The 23,241-nt window shown below is 70.3% G+C and carries 16 protein-coding genes and 1 pseudogene; 6 read left to right on the top strand and 11 right to left on the bottom strand.

The window, feature by feature from the left end:
* Positions 1-45: 45 nt before the first annotated feature.
* Complete coding sequence (locus tag KVA01_RS01835; RefSeq protein ID WP_068470439.1) at positions 46-609, bottom strand: hypothetical protein; 564 nt, start codon at positions 607-609, stop codon at positions 46-48.
* Between the two features lie 264 nt (positions 610-873).
* Between KVA01_RS01835 and KVA01_RS01840 the strand changes: the two genes are divergently transcribed.
* Entirely contained in the window at positions 874-2,121 is a 1,248-nt protein-coding gene (locus tag KVA01_RS01840; protein ID WP_141268662.1) for a YkvI family membrane protein, read from the top strand.
* A 114-nt stretch (positions 2,122-2,235) separates the two neighbouring features.
* Here the strand turns inward: KVA01_RS01840 and KVA01_RS01845 are convergent, their stop codons facing one another.
* The 3 genes from KVA01_RS01845 to ilvD form a co-directional block, all read right to left on the bottom strand.
* Complete coding sequence (locus KVA01_RS01845) at positions 2,236-3,723, bottom strand: alanine/glycine:cation symporter family protein (RefSeq protein WP_068470443.1); 1,488 nt, start codon at positions 3,721-3,723, stop codon at positions 2,236-2,238.
* 160 nt (positions 3,724-3,883) lie between these two features.
* Positions 3,884-5,362, bottom strand: a complete 1,479-nt coding sequence (locus KVA01_RS01850; protein WP_068470445.1) for an amino acid permease — start codon at positions 5,360-5,362, stop codon at positions 3,884-3,886.
* A 229-nt stretch (positions 5,363-5,591) separates the two neighbouring features.
* Complete coding sequence (gene ilvD / locus KVA01_RS01855) at positions 5,592-7,430, bottom strand: dihydroxy-acid dehydratase (RefSeq protein ID WP_141268664.1); 1,839 nt, start codon at positions 7,428-7,430, stop codon at positions 5,592-5,594.
* A gap of 371 nt (positions 7,431-7,801) precedes the next feature.
* Here ilvD and KVA01_RS01860 point away from each other — a divergent pair, with 371 nt between their 5' ends.
* A complete protein-coding gene (locus KVA01_RS01860) occupies positions 7,802-9,328 on the top strand; it encodes a gluconokinase (RefSeq protein WP_141268666.1) in 1,527 nt (508 codons plus the stop codon).
* Positions 9,329-9,501: 173 nt separating this feature from the next.
* Here KVA01_RS01860 and KVA01_RS01865 read toward each other — a convergent pair.
* The 6 genes and pseudogenes from KVA01_RS01865 to bioB form a co-directional block, all read right to left on the bottom strand.
* Positions 9,502-10,167 (bottom strand): annotated as a pseudogene (locus KVA01_RS01865) (ABC transporter ATP-binding protein).
* Between the two features lie 3 nt (positions 10,168-10,170).
* Positions 10,171-12,102 (bottom strand): bacteriocin-associated integral membrane family protein, encoded by a 1,932-nt coding sequence (locus tag KVA01_RS01870; protein WP_141268668.1) that lies wholly within the window; start codon positions 12,100-12,102, stop codon positions 10,171-10,173.
* A 546-nt stretch (positions 12,103-12,648) separates the two neighbouring features.
* A complete protein-coding gene (gene bioD / locus KVA01_RS01875) occupies positions 12,649-13,503 on the bottom strand; it encodes an ATP-dependent dethiobiotin synthetase BioD (RefSeq protein ID WP_141268671.1) in 855 nt (284 codons plus the stop codon).
* A gap of 337 nt (positions 13,504-13,840) precedes the next feature.
* Entirely contained in the window at positions 13,841-15,013 is a 1,173-nt protein-coding gene (locus tag KVA01_RS01880) for an 8-amino-7-oxononanoate synthase (RefSeq protein WP_068467804.1), read from the bottom strand.
* On the bottom strand, positions 15,010-16,617 hold the full coding sequence (locus tag KVA01_RS01885; RefSeq protein ID WP_141268673.1) for an aminotransferase class III-fold pyridoxal phosphate-dependent enzyme: 1,608 nt from the start codon (positions 16,615-16,617) through the stop codon (positions 15,010-15,012). Before KVA01_RS01885 ends, KVA01_RS01880 begins: the two co-directional genes overlap by 4 nt.
* On the bottom strand, positions 16,610-18,010 hold the full coding sequence (bioB, locus tag KVA01_RS01890) for a biotin synthase BioB (RefSeq protein ID WP_141268675.1): 1,401 nt from the start codon (positions 18,008-18,010) through the stop codon (positions 16,610-16,612). The genes KVA01_RS01885 and bioB overlap by 8 nt, the downstream gene beginning before the upstream one ends.
* A 256-nt stretch (positions 18,011-18,266) precedes the next feature.
* Here bioB and KVA01_RS01895 point away from each other — a divergent pair, with 256 nt between their 5' ends.
* Complete coding sequence (locus tag KVA01_RS01895; RefSeq protein ID WP_141268677.1) at positions 18,267-18,764, top strand: TetR family transcriptional regulator; 498 nt, start codon at positions 18,267-18,269, stop codon at positions 18,762-18,764.
* Positions 18,765-19,181: 417 nt separating this feature from the next.
* Positions 19,182-19,679 (top strand): GNAT family N-acetyltransferase, encoded by a 498-nt coding sequence (locus KVA01_RS01900; RefSeq protein WP_141268679.1) that lies wholly within the window; start codon positions 19,182-19,184, stop codon positions 19,677-19,679.
* Between the two features lie 149 nt (positions 19,680-19,828).
* Here KVA01_RS01900 and KVA01_RS01905 read toward each other — a convergent pair whose 3' ends face one another.
* Complete coding sequence (locus tag KVA01_RS01905) at positions 19,829-20,740, bottom strand: LysR family transcriptional regulator (RefSeq protein WP_141268681.1); 912 nt, start codon at positions 20,738-20,740, stop codon at positions 19,829-19,831.
* A 147-nt stretch (positions 20,741-20,887) separates the two neighbouring features.
* Between KVA01_RS01905 and KVA01_RS01910 the strand changes: the two genes are divergently transcribed.
* Together KVA01_RS01910 and mmsB are read left to right on the top strand one after the other, a co-directional pair.
* A complete protein-coding gene (locus tag KVA01_RS01910; protein WP_141268683.1) occupies positions 20,888-22,288 on the top strand; it encodes an MFS transporter in 1,401 nt (466 codons plus the stop codon).
* On the top strand, positions 22,200-23,234 hold the full coding sequence (gene mmsB / locus KVA01_RS01915) for a 3-hydroxyisobutyrate dehydrogenase (protein WP_371858562.1): 1,035 nt from the start codon (positions 22,200-22,202) through the stop codon (positions 23,232-23,234). Before KVA01_RS01910 ends, mmsB begins: the two co-directional genes overlap by 89 nt.
* The last annotated feature ends 7 nt before the right edge of the window (positions 23,235-23,241 follow it).

The following is a 23,241-nucleotide window of genomic DNA, read 5'->3' on the forward strand; positions in this document are numbered from 1 at the left end:
CCCACGCCGCCCGGCTCGCCGCGCGCGCGGGCCGGGTTCCGGGGTTCAACCCAGCCGCAGCACCGCAGCCACGCGCTCCCAGCCCTGGGACGCGCGCCCGGGGACCTCGGCCTCCGGGACCACGGTGTAGAGGCGCTGGGCGTCCGCCAGGAACGCCTCGTTCGCCATGGACGACACCAGGGGGTCCAGCACCTCCGCGGGGTCCCGTTCCTGGTCCTGGTCCGCGACGAGCGGCCCCATGAACGCCACGTCCCCCTGCACGGACAGGGTGGAGTGCGCGACCGGGCGGCCCCACTCGTCCACCTCGAAGCGCGAGTACCCGCCCATGGGTGCGTCGAACATCCCGGCGTCCCCGGGGAAGCTTAGCCCGCGGTCCAGCTCCTCCACCCCGCCCGAGAGCAGGGCGTCCGTGGCCGTCACGGTCCGGCCGGCGGCGGCAAGGGCCTCACGGACCTCGTCCAGCTGCTCCGGCGCGCACACGAGCACCACGCCGTCCCCGGCGGGAACGGTGCCGTCCCAGGCCTGCACGCTGTGCTGCGCGGCGTCCTCGAGGATCTCGTCCCACCCGGCGGACCACTCCGCCAGGTCCGTCTCCCACTGCCGTGCCATCTCCGGGTCCTCCTCGCGCGCTGTCCAGAACGTGGGGTGCCGAGCACCCCACGACGACTCGCACCGAGTATGCCACCGCGCGCCCGGCCGGGCCTCGGCACCCGGCCCCGCGGGGACCGGACCGGGAGCGACGACGGCGCCCCGCGGCGTCGTCGGCCTCACACCGTCTCCCGGCCCGGCGCGCCGATTTTCTATGCTTGGCCGGTAAGAGTTTCCGCGAGGAACACATCCGACAGACCCCACCGCTCACGAGGAGTCGCGTTCGTGTCAGTCAAGAAAACCCTTCAGGTCGCCCTGGCCTTCATCGGCCTCATGGTGGGCGCAGGCTTCGCCACCGGCCAGGAAGTCATCCAGTACTTCGTGTCCTTCGGCATCTGGGGGCTCGCCGGTGCACTCGTGGCGGGCATCCTCATGATCACGGCCGGTGCGGTGATCATCAACATCGGCAGCTACTTCCTGGCGGACGAGCACCTGGGGGTGTTCCGCTCGGTCTCCGCCCCGGTGGTCTCCCGTTTCCTGGACATCACCGTGTCCCTGACCCTGCTGGCCATGGGCATCGTGATGCTCGCCGGCGCGGGCTCCACCCTGGAGCAGCAGTTCGGCCTGCCCGCGTGGCTGGGCTCGCTGATCATGGTGGTGCTGGTGATGCTCACCGGCCTGCTGGACGTCAACAAGGTCACGAACATCATCTCCGCGGTCACCCCGGTGATCTTCGTGGCCGTGATCGTGGCGTTCGTCTACACCCTCATGCAGCTGCCCGTGGACCTAGGGGCCATGAGCGACCTCGCCGCGCAGGCGGACTCCCCCGTGAGCCCGTGGTGGCTCTCCGCCATCAACTACACGTGCATGGCGCTGATGCTGGGCGTGTCCATGTCCCTGATGATCGGCGGCAACACCCTGGATCCCCGGGACGCCGCCCGCGGCGGGCTGCTGGGCGGCATCGTCTACACGATCCTGCTGTGCATGAACGCGTTCGCGCTGCTCGTGAACTTCGACGCCGTGGGGGACGCGGACGTCCCCATGCTCAAGCTCTTCGACTCCATGCACCCACTGGCGTCCATCGCCATGGTGTTCGTGACGTTCGTGATGATCTACAACACGACCATCAGCATGTTCTACGCCCTGGGCCGCCGCGTGACGGTCAACCACCGCAACCGCTACGTCCCCGTGTTCCTGGGCATCTGCGCGCTGGGCTACGTGATCAGCCTGGTGGGCTTCGGCACCCTGATGAGCGTGGTGTACCCGGTGATCGGCTACGTGGGCATGGTCCTGGTGGTCGTCATGTTCGTGTGGTGGTTCCGCAACCGCTCCAAGATCAGCGAGGAGACCGGGCGCCGCACCCGCATCCGCGCCCTGCTGACCAAGCGCGGGGACGACAGCAAGGAGTTCTCCGAGTACAACGAGAACCAGCTGCGCGACGCCACCGAGGACTCCCCCGTGGCGAACGAGGCCCTCACCGGCGCCATCGAAACGCAGGTCAAGCAGGGCCTCGAGGACGGCAAGACCTCCTGAGTCCCACGCTTTCCTGACATGACGAAACCCCCGGCTCGCGCCGGGGGTTTCGTCATGGAGCCGGGTGGGCGGCGTCGTCGGAGGACCGGCCGACGACGCCGCGTGGCCGCGGTGTCAGCGGCGCGCGCCGTTCTTGTCGCGGCCGCGCTGCTCCCAGAAGATCGGCAGGGTCACGGTGTCCGTGCCGTCCCAGGCGTCGAGGCCGTGCAGGCCGGGGACGTCCCCGGTCTTGAACACGGGCTCCACACCGGCCTTGCGCTGCTCCATGTAGTTCTGCAGCACCTTGGCGGCCACGCCGGCGAGCATGACCAGGGCGATCAGGTTCAGGGTGGCCATGAACGCCATGAACAGGTCTGCGAGCGACCACACGAGGTCCAGCGCCAGCACGGCGCCCATGAACACGCACACGAGCACGGCGAAGCGGTAGACGCCCATGGCCGTGCGGGACTTGGTTATGAAGCGGATGTTGGACTCGCCGTAGTAGTAGTTGCCGATCACCGAGGACCACGCGAACAGGAAGATCGCCACGGTCAGGAAGTGCACGGCCCAGTCGCCCAGCTGCAGCCCCAGCGCGGACTGCGTGAGGCCCGCGCCCTGGCGCTGGTCCCCGAAGGACGGGTTGGACAGCAGCACGATGAACGCGGTGATCGAGCACACGAGCATGGTGTCGAAGAAGACGCCGAGCGACTGCACGAAGCCCTGCTTGGCGGGGTGCGAGATGGACGCGGTGGCACCGGCGTTCGGGGCGGAGCCCATGCCGGCCTCGTTGGAGAACAGACCGCGCTTCATGCCCTGGATGATCACGCCGAGCAGACCGCCGGTGACGAACTCCCGCATGCCGAAGGCGCCCTGGATGATCATCCCGAACATCGCGGGGACCTCGGTGATGTTCAGGACCACCACGAGCAGGCCGAGGATCATGTACAGCACCGCCATGACCGGCACGAGCACCTGGGTCACGGAGGAGATGGAGCGGATGCCGCCGAAGATCACGGCCGCGGTGAGCACCACGAGCGCCAGACCCAGGACCACGCGCAGCCACGTGCCCTGCCCGTTGGTGATGTCCACGCCGAAGGAGCCGCTCACGGCGTCCACGATCGAGTTGGACTGCACCGAGTTGAACACGAAGCCGTAGGTCACGGTGATGATGACCGCGAACAGCAGACCCATCCAGCGCTTGTTGAGCCCGCGCTCCATGTAGTACGCGGGACCGCCCACGTAGCCGTCCGCCGTCTTGACCTTGTACAGCTGGCCCAGCAGGGACTCCACGAACGCGCTGGCGGCGCCGATCGCGGCGATGACCCACATCCAGAACACGGCGCCGGGCCCACCCAGGGTGATCGCGATGGCCACACCGGCGATGTTGCCCGTGCCCACGCGCGCCGCGGCGGAGACCGTGAACGCGCGGAACGAGGAGATGCCCTTGCGGCCGTCCTCCTCACCGGCGGGGTCCGTGAGCACCCGGAACATCTCCGGGATGCCGCGGAACTGGATGGCCTTCGTGCGGATGGTCAGGTACAAGCCCACGCCGATGAGGATGGCGAAGACCACGTACCAGACGTAGCCACCCACCGTTCCGACGAGCTCTGTCAGTGATTCCATGGAAACTCCGTGTTGTGCGGCTGGGAAGGTTCCTGACCCGCCGCCACTGGGACGGAGGGGTCGGACGGGAAAGGGGTGGCACGCTGCGGCACCGGTTGAGGACACAGTAGTTCATCACCGGCGGGCACCGCGTGACGCCCGCCGGACCCGGGAAGGGGGCTCAGGCGTCGTCGTCGCGGCGCGCCGTCAGCGGCCCGGGGGTCGCCACCACGGGGAACGCCCCCGTGAAGCCCTGGCGCCGTCGGGCGATCTCGTGGACCCGCCCGCGCACCATGAACCACCCGATCACCAGCAGCGGGACCAGGGCCAGCGACGAGATCAGGGTCCACGTGCCCACCGGGTAGTCCACGGCCATGAGCACGAGCACGCCGGCGAGGAACGCGAGGGTGAGCCAGTCCGTGAACGGGGCCAGCGGCGCACGGTACGGCGGCCGGTGGTACAGCCCCCGTTTGGACAGGGACACGAACTTCATGTGGGACAGCGTGACCGCCGCCCAGCCGGCCATGGTGCCGAGCGCGGCCAGGTTCAGCACGATCTCGAACGCCTCCTCCGGCACCACCAGGTTCAGCCCCACGCCCAGCAGCGCGACGACGGCGGTGAGCAGGATCCCGCCGAACGGCACCCCGGAGGCGGTGAGCTTCCCGGCGAAGCGGGGCGCGGAACCGGCCATGGCCATGGAGTGCACGATCCGCCCGGTCGAGTAGAGCCCGGCGTTGAGCGAGGACAGCGCCGCCGTGATGACCACGAGCTGCATCAGCGGAGCCGCGGCGGCCACGTTGATGGACTCGAAGAACGTGACGAACGGGCTCTCCGTGGCGCTGTAGGCGGTGTAGGGCAGCAGCAGGCACAGCAGCAGCACGGAGCCCACATAGAACACCGCGATCCGCAGGATCACCAGGTTGATGGCGCGCGGGATGACGCGCTCGGCGTCACGGGTCTCCCCGGAGGTCGTGCCTACCAGCTCGATGCCCGCGTAGGCGAAGACCACGCCCTGCACCACGATCAGCGCCGGGAGCACCCCGTTGGGCAGCAGCCCGCCGTGCTCGGTGATCAGCGAGAGGCCCACCTCCGAGCCCGTGGGGGTCCCGAAGACCACGAACAGCACGCCGATCGCCAGGAAGACCACCAGCGCCAGCACCTTGACCGCCGCGAACCAGAACTCGAGCTCCCCGAAGATCTTCACGGACACCAGGTTCAGCGCGAGCACCAGGACCACGACCACCAGGGCCATCACCCACTGCGGGATGGCGGCGATGAACTCGCTGTACTGCCCGAACCACGCGATGTAGATGGCGATGGCCGTGGCGTCCGCGACCGCCGTCATGGCCCAGTTCAGCCAGTACAGCCATCCGGTGACGAACGCGGCCTTCTCCCCGAAGAACTCCCGGCAGTAGGAGACGAAGGAGCCGGAGGACGGCCGGTGCACCACGAGCTCCCCCAGCGCGCGCAGGATCAGGTAGCCGAAGAACCCGCAGATCGCGTAGAGCACGAACAGGGACGGGCCGGCGTCGTGCAGCCTCCCGCCCGCGCCCAGGAAGAGACCCGTGCCGATCGCGCTGCCGATCGCGATCATCTGCAGCTGCCGCTGTCCCAGTCCCTTGCGGAACCCGGAGGCCTCCTCCTGGAACTGCCGCTGCATGGGCTGCTCCGGGCCCGGCCCGTGTGTGGCCTTCACGCTGATCCCTTCTGGTCCCCCGGCGGATCCCCCCGGGCGGACGTGCTGCTTCGTTGCTGGCGAGCCTACGGCGTCCGCCCCCGGGCCGCCGGTGCCACGCCGCTCACGACGTCACGGCACGCAACGGGGCGCCCGGCCGGGCACGCTGCCCGGGCGGGCGCCCCTGTCACGGTGAGGCGGCGACGTCGCCGTCTCAGTCCTCGACGACGCGCACCGCGCCCTTGTCCGCGGAGGTCACCATGGAGGCGTACGCGCGCAGGGCCTTGGAGACCTTGCGCTCGCGCGGCTTGGTGGGCTTCCAGGGGGCCTCGCCCTTCTCCTGGCGGCGGCGGGCGAGCTCGGCGTCGTCCACGTTGACCCGCAGCACGCGGTTCTCCACGTCGATCTCGATCTCGTCACCGTGCTCGATCAGCCCCACGGCGCCACCGGCTGCGGCCTCCGGGGAGATGTGACCGATCGAGATGCCGGAAGTGCCGCCCGAGAAGCGGCCGTCCGTGATCAGCGCGCACTTTTTGCCGAGCCCCAGGCCCTTGAGGTAGCTCGTGGGGTAGAGCATCTCCTGCATGCCCGGCCCGCCCTTGGGGCCTTCGTAGGCGATCACGACGATGTCCCCCTCCTTCACGTTCTTGGAGAGGATCTCGTGCACGGCCTCATCCTGGGACTCCACGACGAATGCGCGGCCCACGAAGTGGAAGAGGTCCGGGTCGATGCCCGCGGTCTTGATGACCGCGCCGTCCTCGGCGATGTTGCCGAAGAGCACGCACAGCCCGCCCTCCTTCGTGTAGGCGTTCTCCACCGAACGGATGCAGCCCTGCGCGGAGTCGAGGTCGTGGTCCTCGTACTCGTTGGCCTGCGAGAACGCCTGGGTGGTGCGCACGCCGCCGGGAGCGGCCAGGAAGAACTCCTTGGCCTCCTCCGAGGCCTTGCCGGAGCGGATGTCCCACTCGTCCAGCCACTCGCCCATGGTCTGGGAGTGCACGGTGTGGACGTCCTCGTTGAGCAGGCCCCCGCGGCGCAGCTCCCCCAGGATCGCGGGGATGCCGCCCGCGCGGTGGACGTGCTCGATGTGGAACTTCGTGGAGTTCGGCGCCACCTTCGCGAGGCACGGGACCTCGCGGGAGAGGGCGTCGATGTCCGAGAGGTTGAAGTCCACCTCCGCCTCCTGCGCGGCGGCCAGGATGTGCAGCACCGTGTTCGTGGAACCGCCCATGGCGATGTCCAGGGCCATGGCGTTCTCGAACGCGGCCTTCGTGGCGATGTTGCGGGGCAGCACGGACTCGTCGTCCTGCTCGTAGTACTTCTTCGCGGACTCCACCGCGCGGCGCCCGGCCTCCAGGAACAGCCGCTTGCGGTTGAGGTGCGTGGCCAGCGTGGTGCCGTTGCCGGGCAGGGACAGCCCCAGCGCCTCGGTCAGGCAGTTCATGGAGTTCGCGGTGAACATCCCGGAGCACGAGCCGCACGTGGGGCACGCGTTCTCCTCGATCTGGGCGAGCTGGGCATCCGTGATGGACTCGTCCACGGCCAGCGCCATGGCGTCCACCAGGTCCACGCGGTGCTCGACCACGCCCTCCACGCCCTCACCGGACTCCATGGGCCCGCCGGAGACGAACACCACCGGGATGTTCAGGCGCAGCGCGGCCATCAGCATGCCCGGGGTGATCTTGTCGCAGTTGGAGATGCACACCAGCGCGTCCGCGCAGTGCGCGTTGACCATGTACTCCACGGAGTCCGCGATGATGTCGCGCGAGGGCAACGAGTAGAGCATGCCGTCGTGGCCCATGGCGATGCCGTCGTCCACGGCAATCGTGTTGAACTCCTTGGCCACACCGCCCGCCTCGCGCACCGCAGAGGCCACGAGGTCCCCCATGTTCTTCAGGTGCACGTGGCCGGGGACGAACTGGGTGAAGGAGTTCGCGATGGCGACGATGGGCTTGCCGAAGTCCTCGCTGCCCATGCCGGTGGCACGCCACAGGGCGCGTGCTCCCGCCATGTTGCGGCCGGTGGTGGACGTCGCTGAACGCAGCTGCGGCACGGTCTTGCCTTCCCTTGGATCTGGGCCGGGACGGGCGGGTCATGGGTGCCGCGCCCCGGCTGAACGCATTCACCCCACAATACGCGCGGGCCCAGACCTCTTCTCACCCGCCGGACAGGCGTCTCACATGGCGGACGGCCCGCTGTTGCCCCGGACGACGACGCCGCCGCGCGCCTCTCCTAGACTGGCCGTCCCGGGACCGGTGGGCCCGCCGGGATCGGAGGACGACGACGTCGCCCGCGGCGCCGCCCGGACCCGGCGGCGTCGGCCCCGGCACCGCCCGGGCGGCGTCGCAAACCCGCGTGCCGCCCAGTGCCGGCCGAACCGCAGAGCCGCCCGCAGGAACCGTCCGGAGCACGAGCAGGAGAGACATGAGCAAGCACAAGAGCACACCGCACCCGGACGACACCACCGACTTCTCGGCGCCGCTCGAGGACGCCCTGGACCCGCTGGTCATGACGCTGGACATCGGTTCCACCGCCACCCGCGGCTCCCTGCACGACGCCGCCGGGACGCCCGTGCGCGGCTACCGGCACAAGATCCCCCACGCGTTCGCCACCGCGGCGGACGGCACCTCCGTGATCGACCCGGACCGGGTGACGGACGAGATCGCCGAGATCCTGGACCGCGTGTGCGACCGGCCCGAGCTCGCGGGGCGGGTGCGCGGCGTCGGGATCGACTCGTTCGCGTCCTCGCTCGTGGGCGTGGACGCCCAGGGCGACGCCGTGACCGAGTGCTTCACGTACGCGGACTCGCGGTGCGCGCCCCAGCTCGCGCAGCTGCGCGAGGAGCTGGACGAGCTGGAGGTCCAGCAGAAGATGGGCGCACGGCTGCACACGAGCTACCTCGCGCCGCGCTTCCGCTGGCTGCGCGAGACCCGGCCCGAACAGTTCGGGGCGGCCGCGCGTTGGCTGAGCATCGGCGAGTACGTGTGGCTGCGGCTGCTGGGGACCACCGCCGCGGGCACCGCAACCGCCGCGTGGACCGGGCTGCTCAACCGCCGCTCGGGGCACTGGGACAAGCGGATGCTCACGGCGGCCGGAGTGAGTGAAGACGTCCTGTCCCCCGTGCTCGACCCGCACGAGCCCATCCCGGACGTGGATCCCGCCCGGGTGGAGCGCTGGCAGGGGCTGAGCGAGGCGCAGTGGTTCGCGCCGGTCGCGGACGGGCTGTGCGCCAACCTGGGCGTGGGCGGCACGGGCGAGGACACCATCGTGGTCTCCGCCGCCACCTCCGGGGCGATGCGCGTGCTGCTGCACCACCAGCCCCAGCACATCCCGGCGGGGCTGTGGTGCTACCGGATCGACTCCTCCCGCTGCCTGCTCGGGGGCGCGCTCAACGACGTGGGGCGGGCCGTCTCCTGGCTGCAGGACACCCTGGCCCTGGACGACGCCGTGCTCAACGACGTCGCGGCCGCCCCGGTCTCCGCCGACACCCCCGGCGTGCTCCCCTTCCTCACCGGCGAGCGCTCCACGGGCTGGGCCGGCAGCGCACGAGCGGTCTTCGCGGACGTGTCCGCGTCCACGGACGCACCCGCCATGGCGCGCGGGATGCTCGAGGGCATCGCCGGGTCCTACCGCCGTGTGTCCGACGAGCTGGAGGTCGCCGCGCACGGAGTGGAGCGGATCGTGGCGGCGGGTCGGGTGACCCAGGAGCTGCCGTCGTGGCTGCAGATCCTGGGCGACTACCTGGGCAAGCCGGTCATCCACCAGACCATCAAGCGCTCCACGTGCCGCGGCAACGCGCTGCTCATGCTGGAGTCCCTCGCCCCGGACGTGGAGCGCTCCCACCCGGAGCCCGCCGGCACCTACGCCCCGCGCGAGGCGGCGCAGGACTACTACCGGGGCGTCCACGACCGCTTCGAGCACCTCTACGACGCGCTGGTGGCGGGCCGCTGAGGGCTTGCCGGGGTGAGGGGCGGCGGTCCGGGGCGGCAACCGCCATCGCCACGGTCTGCTCGTGCTTTCTAGTGGAGCAAATGCAGATCTGGGGCCGGAAAACGGCAATAACTCCGTTTTTGCAGCGGGGTCTGGGCGGGATGACGACGACGCCGCTCGCGCCACTCCGCGGTTCAGTCACTTTCGGGGGCGACCGTCGGCAATTCGTCCTTCCCCAGGTCGTAGGTGGTGTTGCACGCGCGGATCATGTCGTCGTCGTGCGTGGCCACGATGACGGTGGCCCCACCGGCCGCGCAGGTAGCGAGCAGCTCGATCACCCGCCGCCGGTTCTCCGCGTCCAGGCTGGCGGTGGGTTCATCGGCGAAGATGTAGCTCGCCTTCTTGTGGAGCGTGCGGGCGATGCTCAGCCGTTGCTTCTCCCCGCCGCTGAGGTAGGAGGCGGTCTCCTGCTCCCGTCCGGTGAGCCCCACGAAGTCCAGGGCCTCGCGCACCGAGTCCGTTTCACGGGTGCGCGTGAACCGGCTCGTTCTGCGCAGCAGGATGTTCTCCTGCGCGCTCCAGTCCTCGATGATCCCGTAGTCCTGGAACACGAACGCAGCGCGGTCCTTTCAGAACTTTCTCGGCTGCGCGGTGGAGGGTCGGGTGAGGTCCACCCCGCCGATGCGCAGCGTTCCCCGGGCCGCGGGCTCCAGCAGCCCGAGACAGTTCAGCATGGTCGACTTCCCGCACCCGCTGGGTCCGATCAGCCCGGTCACCGCCCCGGCCTTCGCCGTGAATGAGGCAACCGACAGCACCGGGGTCCCGCCCTTGTCGACCTCCAGGTTCTCCGCTTCGATCATGGGTCACACCTTCCGCAGCACGCTTCGATCGAACATGGTCTGCCCGGCCACCACGTGGGCCGGGTAGGAGATCAGCAGGTAGAGCACCGGGGCCACGAACACCGTCCAGGAGTACTCGATCCCCTGCACCGTGCACCAGATGAAAGCCAGTGCGGCGCACACGCACACCGCCGCCGCCTCGAAGAGCAGTCGCCGTTCAAGCACGCGCGGCCAGGCCATCCCCGCGCACCGGCACACGAACACCCTGCGGGCGATCGTGGCGATGTAGACCTGGGCGGCGATGGCGCTGGAAAGCACCAGGGCCATGAGCAGCAGGACGATCCCCACGATCTGGGCCCCGGCGCGTTCATAGTCGCTCTGGCCCTGCTGAAGACCTGTGTCAGCGACCCGGTCGATGCTCAGCACCACGTTTCCCAGCCCCAGCTCCTCCACCGACCGGGACACACCGGCCCCCGAGGAGAACACGATGTTCCCACTCGTCAGCAGCGGGCCTATGAAATCCGGCCGGTAGAAACCGGTCATGCGGTCCGTGTTGAGCACCAGGGGATGGTGCAGCAGCGTCAACTCAGCTCCCCCCGCACTATCCAGGGCGGGGAACGCCGTGTCCGGTGCGGTGGTGAACAACTCGCAGTCATCGGGGGAGCAGGCCTGCGCGCACCACATCGAGAGGTTCTCCGACAACCCCGCCACGGCGGCGTCGGCGCCCGAATCCCCGACAACGGGTTCAAGGTCCGTACCCAGCGCCGCGCGAATCTGGTCCAGGGAGGCGGTGTTCGTGAGCACCAGCCCATCGAAGTCCGAGGCGGGCACGGACTCCGGGGTGAGCCGGTAATTCAGCAGCGCCTCATGGGAGGACTCGGCCCTCTCCACCAGCTGCGCCAGTCGGAGTTCGGCCGCCTGGTAGCTGTCCTCCGAGGTCGTGAGGATCCGCAGGGAGACGTCGTCGCCGAAGACCTTCCAGTACGAGGCGTTCGTGGAACTACCCAGACTCGTCATGGCCGCGGAGGCGAAGATCGGCAACGACACCGCCGTGAGAGCAATCGCCACCAGCTTCAAAGCCTCGCTGAGAGAGCGGTAGGCCAGGATCCCCGACCGGCGCTGGGCAATGACCTCGGCGGTGGGAGCCGCGATCAGCGTCATCGCCGCGAACGTCACGACCAGCAGCACGAGAAAGGCCAGCAGAAAAGGCACCGAGGTCCACAGGAATCTCGTGACCGCGTGGTCTGCCCGCAGCAGCGCCGCCGCGATCACACCCACCACGTACCCGCCCACCAGCACCGGTGCGGCCACCGTGAGGTACGACCGGATGTCCGCGGCGATGATGGCCGTCCGGGACTGACCCGCCACCACGCGCAGTGCCTTGCTGTGGGCCGAGAGCACCGACCAGCCCATCGAGGACACCAGCGGGAGAATGAGGGCGCAGATCAGCGCCACCCCGTACCCGGAGCTCAGGAGCGTGAACTCCGCAATGCTCTGAGCCCGGGTGTCCAGCACGGTCACGCTCACGTTGTTGTGCTGCGCCCACCGGCTGATCGCCGCCGGCCCGTCCCCGCGGAACACGTACATCCCGTTCAGATCCGCATCCCCCAGACGCGAGGAGCTCTCCAGCACACCGTGCGTGGACCTCTCGTACCACCCGAGCTGAACCGGGGTGGTACCGGTGTTCTTCCCGAACGCGTAGAGGTTCTTGCCGTGGAGAAAGTCCTGCTTGTCCGCCACGACCTTCGCCAGGTGAAGACCGTTCTGATCGGACAGGGCGTCCAAGTCCTCGACCGCCCGCTGCTTCGTGATCGTCGCATCACTGAGATCCAGCAGAACAGCGCCCTGGGCACCCTGGAGCAGAACATTCTCCTGCTGCCTGATGTAGGCGTCCGTCACGCACATCAGCACGGCCAACGTCAGCAGAGCAGCAATCCTGACGGCGAATCTGATCATCCTGGATCACCTTTCAAGAATGCCTGAGGTGATTCTGCTTGGGATCACGCCCCCGCACGCCGCTGAATGCGTTGAGCATACGCGACGGCAGAGGCGTTCATCCCTCGAACCGGCCACGGAATATCTGGGAGGAGGTCACTGCTTTGGGGTGGCCGCCGGGGGGCAGGAATGTGCGGCAAGACCGTTGAGCCGGGAGCTGTGCACGCCGGCATCCCTCGGCCCAGCCGCCGGCTCGTGCTTTCCAGTGGAGCACATGCAGATCTGGGGCCGGAAAACGGCAACAACTCAGTTTTTGCAGCGGCGATCTGCACGGTAGGAGGGCTGGGCGGCGCGCAGTTCGGACGGCGGGTGCTGACGCCCCGATTCCACCCCCGCCCGGCCCGTCCCCGGATTAAGTGCAGGTTTTGCTCCGCGGGGCGCCCTTTCTGGCGTTAGCTGCACTTAAAACTGGGGAGCCCGTTCGGGCGACGACGACGCCGCTCCCCGCCTCCGCGCCTCAACCCACCTCTCCGCGCCAGGCCCCGTTCGCGCTCCCACCTCCCCGGTTCACTCCCCGCTCGCGCCCCACCCCCGCGGGACGGCGCCCAGCAACGGGATGCGCTCGCCCCGGATCTCCGGGAGGTCCGCCAGGTAGTCACGGTTGGACTCCTGCAGCCGGTCGGGATCACCGGGCCAGCTGCCCAGCACCACTCCCGCCACGTGCACCCCTCGGTGCAGCAGCGCCTCCAGGCTCAGCAGCGTGTGGTTCAGCGTCCCCAGGTCGGGGCGCGCCACCAGCACCGTACTCACGGACGCCGGGCCAGGGGTGGCCGGGGTGGCCACCGGCGCCGGGCCCGGGGTGGCTGTGACCCCCGCTCGTCCCTTTCCCACATCAGCCCTCCTCGCAGCAGCTTCCCTTTGCTGCGTTGCGCCCTGGTCTGCCGTCTCCTGCGGCGCCAGTTCCTGCACCGCCACCGCCAGGTCCGCGATGGTGTGCCGCTGCCCGTCCAGCTCCACGAGCACCCCGCCGCTGCCCTCCACGAGCACGAGGTCGTGGGTTTCTTGTAATTCCACAATTTTCCGCACGTGCGCGGTCAAGGGCAGCAGCTCCACCCCGTCGATGGCCGCAGCCGGCGGCGGGGCCATCGGTTCGGTGAGCCGCTGCCCCTCCGCCACGGTGAGCGCCGCGGAGGGGACGCCCGCCGCGAGCGCCAGCCGCGCGACGTCGTGCACGTCCCCGGGGTCCTCGCCGCGCATACCCGTCTGCTGGGGCTTGTACACGGCGATGCGGCGTCGCCCGGCGTACCAGCCCGCCACTGCAAGGGCCGCGGTCGCGTACGTCTTGCCCACGTCCGTGTCCGCGCCGGTGACCAGGACGGTACGGCCCAGCAAGGCGGCGCTTGCGCTCAGAGGATTGTTCATGGGATCTCCTTGGTGCTCGTGGGTGGGTGCCCGAGGGCCGCGCGGCAGGGTGTGAGGTGCCCGGCAGCGCGGCCGTGTGGGTGGGCCACCCCTGCAGCCAGGGGTGGCCGGACGGGTGCGAGTGGGGCAGGCGGAGTTCACTGCGCTCTCCCGGAACAGGACGCCCTGCGGTCAAGGGCGGTCGTCGGGTGCGGGCCAGGTCGTGCGCTCCCCGACGCACGACCTGTCCCGCCGTGAAGGGGGTGGTCGTCAGGTGTGGGCCAGCTCGCGCGCTCCCGGGCGCGGGGCGTCCTGCCGCCGGAACCGGGCTGCACACCGGAGCCCCCTCGCGGACCCGTCATCCGGCCTGCGCCACGTCCCCGAGGACCTCCCGCACGACCTCGAGCACCGCGGACAATTCATGTAATTCCATGTTTGCGGGCGCCGTGATCCGGAGCCTGCTGATGCCGTCCGGCACCGAGGGCGGTCGGAAGCACCCCACCGCCACGCCGCGTGAGCGCAGCAGCTCGGCGGCCCGCACCGCGAGTTCGGGAGTCGCCACGGGCACGGACTGCACGGCGGCGTCGGCCCGCGGGATGCCCAGGGTCGAGGCCACGAGACGAGCCCGCTGGTGCAGCGCCTCCGTCAGTTCCGGGCTGGTCCGCACGATCCGCGCCGCCTCTGCCGCGGCCGCCGCACTCGTGGGTGCGAGGGCGGTGTCGAAGATGAAGGGCCGCGCCGTGTTGACCAGGTGCTCGCGCAACGCCGGGCTCCCGAGCACCGCGCCGCCCTGCGCCCCGAGCGCCTTGGACAGCGTCACGGTCATCGCCACGTGCGGTGATCCCGCCAGCCCGAGCCCGTGCACCAGGCCCCGCCCGCGACCGGCGACGCCGATGCCGTGCGCCTCGTCCACGAGCAGCAGTGCGTCCTGCGCGCGGCACACCTCGGCCAGCTCGGCGAGCGGCGCGTGGTCGCCCCACACGGAGTACACGGATTCCACGATGACGACGGCCCGCGCCTCCGAGCGCTCCTCCAGAAGCTGGGCAACGTGGGCAACGTCCGAGTGCCGCGCGATCTTCACCGGCGATCGGGACAGCCGCGCCCCGTCCACGAGGGAGGCGTGCACGTGGGCGTCCGAGACGATCAGCGTGTCCGCGTCCCCGAGCGCCGTGAGCACCCCCGTGTTGGCGGCGTACCCGCTCGAGAACGCGAGCGCCGCGGGCTGCCCGGTGAGCTCGCACAGCTCCCGTTCGAGGTGTTCATGGAGCCCCAGGGTGCCCGTGACCAGGCGCGATGCCCGGGCACCGGTCCCGTGCTCGGCGAGCGCTCCGGCCGCCGCGGCGACCACCCCAGGGTCCCGGGAGAGCCCCAGGTAGTCGTTGGAGGCCAGGTCCACGCAGCGCCCGGGAAGCGTCCGCAGCCGACGCCGCAGCCCCGCCTCCTCGCGCCGCTCCCGTCGGTCGCGGAGCCAGGCATCGAGGGGCCCGGCCTGCTCGGAGCATGCACCCGGGGCCGTACCGGTCTCGCTCATCTCTGCCCTCCCCCGCTCAGTTCCTTGCCCTCGGCAACGGCACCAGCCCGGGCAGCCACGCCGGTCCGCTCGGCCTCCGCATCCCGGGCCGCACGGACGAGCGCCCTGGCGATCCGGCGGGCCTCCTCCTCCGTGCACACGTACGGGGGCATCGCGTAGAGCACCCGGCCGAACGGGCGCAGCCACACACCTTCCTCCAGGGCCGAGCGCGCGAGCAGGGCGGCGTCGGGCGCGTCGTGGAACTCCACGACCCCCACGGCCCCGACCACCCGCACGTCCTTGACCCCGTCCAGCTCCGCGGCGGCGGGAAGGATCTCTCGCAGCACCCGCTCCACGCGACCCACGTCCTCGCGCCAGCTCTCGCGGAGCATCCGCACGGACTCCAGGGCCACCGCGCACGCGAGCGGGTTGCCCATGAACGTGGGGCCGTGCATCAGCGCCCGCTGCTCGGAGGCCGTGATCACCGCGCCCACGGTCTCGGAGACGAGCACCGCCGCGAGAGTCATGTACCCGCCGGTCAGCGCCTTGCCCACGCACATCACGTCCGGGACCACGCCGGCCCACTCGCTCGCGAACCACCGGCCGGTGCGCCCGAACCCGGTGGCGATCTCGTCCACGACGAACACCAGGTCCAGCTCGTCGGCGATTTCCCGCAGCGCGCGCAGGCACCGGGGGTCGTAGGTGCGCATGCCACCGGCGCCCTGCAGCACCGGTTCCACGATGATTCCCGCCAGCTCGTCCCGGTGCTCCCGGGCGGTCGCGCGCACGTCCGCGATCCACCGCCGGACGCCCGCGTCCGAGGAGACCCATACCTCGTCGGCCGACGACGACGTCGCGTCACCGTCCCCACGCACCTCGCCGGGCGACGTCGTCCCGTTCGTTCCGGCGGGCACCGTCGCGATACCCGCTTCCCTGGTACTTGGGAAGCCCTCCGCGACGGACGGCACGGCCTGCGATCCGTCCGCCCGGCAACCGCGCGCGGCGGCTCCGGCTTCCCGCGAACCTGCCCACACACCGTCGGCCGGGCGTTCCAGCCGCGCCGCCGGCGGCGGTGCCACGAACAGCTGCTCCGCCACGAGGCCCGAGAACTCGGCGTGCATGCCGCCCTCCGGGTCGCACACGCTCATGGCGCCGGTGGTGTCCCCGTGATAGCCGCCGCGCACGGTCAGGATGCGACGCCGCCGCGGCTTCCCCCGGGCCGCCTGGTACTGCACCGCGAGCTTCAGGGCGACCTCCACGCTCACCGAGCCGGAGTCCGCGAGGAACACGTGCTGCAGCTCGGGCGGGGTCACCGCCACGAGCAGTTCCGCGAGCTCCACCGCCGGGCGGTGCGTGAGACCGCCGAACATCACGTGCGAGAACTTGTCGACCTGCTCGGTCGCGGCGAGGTCCAGCGCGGGGTGACGGTAGCCGTGGACCGCGCACCACCAGGAGGCCATGCCGTCGAGCGCCTCGACCCGCTCGCCCTCCGGGGTGACCAGCGTGAGCGTCACGCCCTGCGCCCCGACCACGGTGTGCGGCACGGGCCCGTCCAGCGCCTCGTACGGGTGCCAGAGCAGGCCGCGGTCGCGCCCGGCAAGGCTCTCGTGCGCGGCCTCAGGCATTCGGCGCCACCGAGGTCCCGGCACCACGACGCCGCACGGTCGGGCTCAGCTCGAGCCGCACCCGGGTCTCGTCCTCGTCGCGCTCGGGGCCGTCGCCGGAGCTCAGCAGGGCGGCGAGCGCCGGGGAGACCTTCGGAGCCGTGGGCACCGAGGACGACGCTGCGGCACGTTCCGGGGGCAAACCACCTGCGTCCCGGGAACCACCGTTGGTGGAGCCGTCGGCCGTCGTGACGGTTCCGTCGTCGGACCCGTCGTCGGAAGCGCCCACAACCCCCGCCACCGCCCCGGAACCGGCGGCCGAGCCGCACGCGGACCCGCACGGCGTCGTCGTCCGCTGTGCCGCATCCTGCCCCGAACCGGCCCCGCGGGCGGAACCTGCGGGCGCGGCATCAGGGGCCCGCCCGGCATCCGGACGGGCGCCGAGGACGGTGAACCCGGCGTCGGCGATCATGTCCAGGTCCGCCTTCGCGGCCTGCCCCTCGGACGTGAGGTAGTCGCCCAGGAAGAGGGAGTTGACCACGTGCAGCGCGAGCGGCTGCAGCGAACGCAAGTGCATCTCGCGGCCACCGGCCATGCGGATCTCCTTGTCCGGGCACACGAAGCGCACCACGGAAAGGATCTTCAGGCACTTCTGCGGGCTCAGCTGCCACGTGCCTGCCAGGGGCGTGCCGTCGAAGGGCATGAGGAAGTTCACCGGCACGGAGTCCGAGCCCAGGTCCCGCAGCGCGAAGAGCGCCTCAACGAGCTGCTCGTCCGTCTCCCGCATGCCCACGACCAGCCCGGAGCACGGGGAGAGCCCGGCGTCCTTCGCGCGCTCCACGGTGTCCACGCGATCCTGGTAGGTGTGGGTGGAGCAGATGGACTCGTAGTGGGACTCGGCGGTGTTGAGATTGTGGTTGTAGGCATCCACCCCGGCGCCGCTGAGCGTCTCCGCCTGGCCGTCCTTGAGCAGGCCCAGGCACGCGCAGACCTCCACGTCCGGGTGCTGCTCTTTCAGGGCCTCGACCGTGCGGGAGACGTTGCCGACCTCCCTGTTGGACGGGCCGCGGCCACTCGCCACGAGGCACACGCGGCTCGCACCGCCGCGGATCCCGAACTCCGCCTGCTCCACGGCCTGCTCCGGGCTCAGCCACGAGTACTTGAGGATGTCCGTGCCGCCGTTCAGGCGCTGGGAGCAGTAGCCGCAGTCCTCCGCGCACAGACCGGACTTCAGGTTGACCAGGTAGTTCACCTTCACGGTCATCCCGAAGTGCTCGCGGCGCAGACGGCCCGCGGCCGCCACGAGATCCAGCATGCCGGGGTCGTCGGTGTGCAGCAGCTCGAGGGCTTCCTCGGGGGTCACGGGGTCGCCGGCGAGAACGCGCTCGGCCAGCTCGGCGGGGTTCTTGAACATTGTTCAATTATTGAACGGTGTTCAGGAAAGTCAATTCCCTGTGCGCTCTGCGCGTGACATCGCCGACGCCGCTCCGCCAGGTGGGCGGCAATCCACCCACCACCTCACCCCTGACAGCCCGACCGCCCGACATTCCTGCCCCACCGAGCCCACCGCTGCTCGTCGGGGCCGACAGGCACGCCAGCCCCCACCCGGCGCAGCGCTCGGTAGAGTTTCCGCGTGACCCTCACCGGGCACGCGAGCAGGGAGGAGCACCGTGGCACTGGACCGCGACCAGGTGGTGGACGCCGCGTGGCACATCCTGCGCAGCTACGGCCTCGGCGACCTCTCCATGCGGCGCCTCGCCCGGGAGCTGGGCGTGCAGCCCGGGGCGCTCTACTGGCACGTGGCCAACAAGCAGGAGCTGCTCTCCGTGCTCGCGCAGCGGATGGTCGCGCCGCTCACGGGCTCCGGCGGGAGCCCCGCGCAGATCATCGGGGCCTTCCGCGAGATGGTGCTCGCGGTCCGCGACGGCGCGGACGTCGTGAGCGTGGCCCACGCGCTGGACCCGGAGGGGATGCAGCCGGCTCCCCTGCTCACCTCGGCGCTGGTCCGCTCCGGCCGCGACCCGCAGGACGCGGCGACGACGGCGCTCACCCTGGTCCGCTTCGCCCTCGGCGCGGTCACCGCCCAGCAGACCCGCGAGTCCATGGACCTCCCCACCGCCACGATGGCGGCCGAGTTCGAGGCGGGCGTGCGCGCGATCCTGGCGTAGCGGCGTCGTCGACCACCCCACGAGGCGGCGCCGGGGGCGCTGCCTGGGAGGCGACGCAGGCGGCCGGAGCGCGCGGGCAGGGTGCTGTGAAGTGGAGCAAATGCAGCATGGCGGCCGAAAATCAGCATCTGCTCCGTTAGTGCAGCGGCCGCGGAAAGCCCCGCATCGGGCTCGCGGCGTCGTGTTGCGGCGAGGCCCCCTCAGCGGCGTCGCCGGGCATGGGTGGCGGCGCGGGGCGTCGAGGCGGCGTCGCTCCGCGTAGACATGCTGTGGGGTGGAGTAAATGCAACATCGAGGCCGAAAATCAGCATCTGCTCCGTTATTGCGGCGGGGCGGGCGGGGCAACGGTGCTCTCTCGCGGGGGAGGTCTTCCGTGCCAGGCTGTCGGACGGCGCGCATGACCGCCAGAATGACCGCATGACTTCCGACGCCCCCTTCACCCTGCGGCGCCCACTCCCGGCCGACGCCGCCGAGATCGCGGCGGTGCACACCCGGTCGTGGCGGGAGACGTATACCGGGCTCGTCCCGGAGCGGTTCTTCGACGACGCCGCGCTGCGAGGACGGCAGAAGCTGTGGGCCCAACTTCTCGCGGACCCGGAAGGACGCGACCGAATCCAGGTGGCCGAGGTGGCCGGGGCGATCGTGGGCTTCGCGGAAGAAGGCCACCCCGTGGAACCGGACCCCACCCGCGAGCGGGAGCTGCGGGTGCTCTACCTTCTCCGTGAGTACCACGGCACGGGCGCAGGGCAGGCACTGCTCGACGCCGCGCTTCCCCCTGGTCCCGCCCAGGTGTGGGTGGCGGAGGCCAACCCGCGCGCCATCTGCTTCTACGAGCGCAACGGCTTCCGCGCTGACGGGACAGTTTTCGTCGACCCGGATGTGGGGGATCTGCGGTCGATCCGCATGGTGCGCTGAAGCAGCCCGAGGCCCGGGAGACGCGCGCAGGCCGGGCGCCGCGGCGTCGTCGCCCCTTGGCCAAGATGCTGCGGGGTGGAGCAAATGCAGCTCAGCGCGCCAAGAAGCAGCCCCTGCTCCGCTGTTGCAGGCACGCGGAAGCGGCAGGGTCACCCGGCGAGCTCCCCCTCCATATCCCCCACCGAGGCACGAATGGCCTCCATGACGGCGCGCACAGCCGGGCGGCGCAGCAGGTCGGAGCGGGAGACCACCCAGTAGGAGACCGGGAAGGTGAAGCGTTCGGGGAACAGCCGCACCAGGTCGCCCCCTCGCTCGGCCACGTAGCACGGCAGCAGGCCCACACCTGCGTCGGCCCTCGTGAGCTCCACGTGCACCATGGACGAGGTGGCCCCCACGAGCTGGTTCATCCGGGGGACGTGCCGCAGCGGATCCGTGAGCTCGGGGACGTCCTGCATGGACTCCACGAAGTACAGCAGCGGGTGGTCCTGCAGGTCGTCCGGCTCGCGCATGGCCGGGTGCGAGCGGAGGTAGGAGCGGGAGGCGTACATCCCGAGCGAGTAGTCGGCCAGGTGGAAGGCCTCGTTGCGGGAGACCTCCGGGCGGCCCACGACCACCTCGAAGTCGATGCCCACCAGGTTCGTCCGGGCACGCCGCGCGGCATTGATCATCTCCAGCCGGACGCCGGGATGGGTCCGGGAGAGCCTGCGCATCGCCTCCCCGAGGGCAACGCCCCCGAAGGCTTCCGGGGCGAGAACCCTCACCACACCCCGCACGGCGCCGCCCACGCCCGTGGCACTCGGGGAGAGCGAGCCCGGCGCCACTTCGATGTCCTCCGCGGCGGCCAGATACTCCCGCCCCAGCTCGGTGGGTTCCCAGCCCCGGTCCGACCGCACCAGCAGACGGGCCCCCGAGTTCGCCTCGAGACTCGCCATGCGCCGGGAAACCGTGGTGTGGCTCAGCCCCTGAGCGGCGGCCGCACCCGAGTAGGACCCGTGACGCACCACCGCCAGGAGCAGCAGCAGATTCTCCACGTCCCGCACGGCGGACCCCTTCCACGTCATCGAGCCCTTCGCCACGTGGCATTCCTGTGCATTTTTGCACGGCCGGGGCATGGTTCTGGTCATTGAGGCAGGCGCCTTCCGCCCGTAGGTTGGTCCCACTGAGACGTGACCCCCGTCACAGCAGGCGAAGGACGAGGAGATCCCCCGATGAGCACAGCCCACGCGGCCACCCCGCCGAGCGACCTCGACCCGAACGACAACGCAGAGACCCGCAGCGGGCTCAAGCGGGTGGTCGCGGCGTCGATGGCCGGGACGGTGGTGGAGTGGTACGAGTTCTTCCTCTTCGCCACGGCGTCCACCCTGGTGTTCGGACCGCTGTTCTTCGTGGACACCGGAAATCCCCTGGACGGGATCATCAAGGCGTTCCTGATCTATGCGGTGGGGTTCATCGCCCGCCCGCTCGGCGGCGTCGTGTTCGGCCACTTCGGGGACAAGTTAGGCCGCAAGCACCTGCTGCAGCTGGCCATCGTCCTGGTGGGTGCCACCACGTTCCTCATGGGCTGCCTCCCCACCTTCCACCAGGTGGGCTACTGGGCGCCGGCCCTGCTTGTGGTGCTGCGCTTCGCGCAGGGCTTCGCCGTGGGCGGCGAGTGGGGCGGCGCGGTCCTCCTGGTGGCGGAGCACTCCCCCAACAAGGAGCGCGGCTTCTGGGCCAGCTGGCCCCAGGCCGCGGTTCCTCTCGGCAACCTGCTCGCCACGATCGTGCTGCTGATCCTCTCGCGCACCCTGAGCGATGACCAGTTCCTCGCGTGGGGCTGGCGCGTGGGCTTCTGGCTGTCCGTGGTGATCGTGGCGGTGGGCTACTACATCCGCACCCGCGTGACCGACGCCGCCATCTTCACGGAGACCCAGGAGGAGCTGATCGAGGAGAAGGGCGCCGCGTACGGCGTGGCCGAGGTCTTCCGCCGCTACCCCCGCGGCGTCTTCGGTGCCATGGGCATCCGGTTCGCGGAGAACATCCTCTACTACATCGTGGTCACGTTCTCGATCACGTACCTGTCCACCCAGCTGAAGATGAACACCTCCAACATCCTCCTGCTGCTGCTCGTGGCGCACGCCGTGCACGTGGTCATCGTGCCCGTCATGGGCCGGTTCACGGACAGGATCGGACGCCGCCCGGTGTACGCCACGGGTGCGGTGCTCGCCATCGGCTGGGCGTTCATCGCGTTCCCCATGTTCAACACCCGCAACGAGTGGGTCATCCTGGCGGCCGTGGTCCTGGGGCTCGTGATCCACGCGTTCATGTACGCCGGCCAGCCCGCGATCATGGCGGAGATGTTCCCCACCCGGATGCGCTACTCCGGCGTCTCGCTGGGGTACCAGGTCACCTCCATCGTGGCGGGCTCACTTGCTCCCATCATTGCGACGACGCTGCTGCGCCGGTTCGACTCGTGGGTCCCCATCTCGATCTACATCACCGTTGCGTGCCTCATCACCCTGTTCGCGGTGGCCACCCTGCGTGAGACCAAGGGCATCTCGCTGCACGCGGTCGACGCCGAGGACCGACGCCGCCTGGACGCGGAGCGCGGCGCGCGCGCCACTTCCTGACCAGCCCCACGAAAGGACAACCGTCATGACCACCATCACCTGGATCGGCCTGGGCCACATGGGCGCACCGATGTCCGCCAACCTCGTCTCCGCAGGCCACGAGGTCCGCGGCTTCGACCTCAGTGAGGCCGCAATGGCCACCGCCCGGGAGGGCGGCGTGCAGACCTTCGACACCGTGCACGAGGCTCTGGAGGGAGCCGAAGTGGTGATCACCATGCTCCCCAAGGGCGAGCACTCCCGCGCGGTCTACCCCGGGAAGGACGGAGTCCTGGCCCTGGCCCCGAAGGACGCGCTGCTGATCGACAGTTCGACCATCGACGTGGCCACCGCCGAGGATCTGCACCGCGCCGCGCACGATGCAGATTTTGCCTTCGTGGACGCCCCGGTCTCCGGTGGCATCAGCGGCGCGGCGGCCGGAACCCTCACGTTCATGATCGGAGGGGAGGAGGAACCGGCCCGGCGTGCCGCGGAGGTCGCCGCTCCCATGGCCGGTCGTGTGGTGCACACCGGCGCCGCCGGAACCGGTCAGGCCGCGAAGATCGTGAACAACATGATGCTGTTCATCTGCCTGGAGGCCTGCTCAGAGGGATCCGTGCTCGCGGACCGGCTGGGACTGGACCCGAAGGTGTTCTGGGAGATCGCCTCGGTCTCCTCGAGCAACTCCTGGGCCCTGCAGACCTGGTACCCGGTGCCGGGCATGACGGAGTCCGCCGCGGCGAACAACAACTTCGACGCCACGTTCTCGGCCGCGTTGGCCACCAAGGACATCGGCCTGGCGCTCGCCGCCGGAGAGCAGACGGGCGTGAACCTACCCGCGGCGGAGCTCGTGGCCCAGCGGTTCCAGCAGCTCGTGGCCGACGGGCTCGCGGACAAGGACTGCAGCCTCATCGCCAAGTACGCCGCCCCGGATGGCACGATCCCCGGGTGGGACCCCGAGAAGGACTGACTCCCAC

The organism is Kocuria varians, from assembly GCF_006539885.1.
Taxonomy (GTDB): Bacteria; Actinomycetota; Actinomycetes; order Actinomycetales; family Micrococcaceae; genus Kocuria; species Kocuria varians.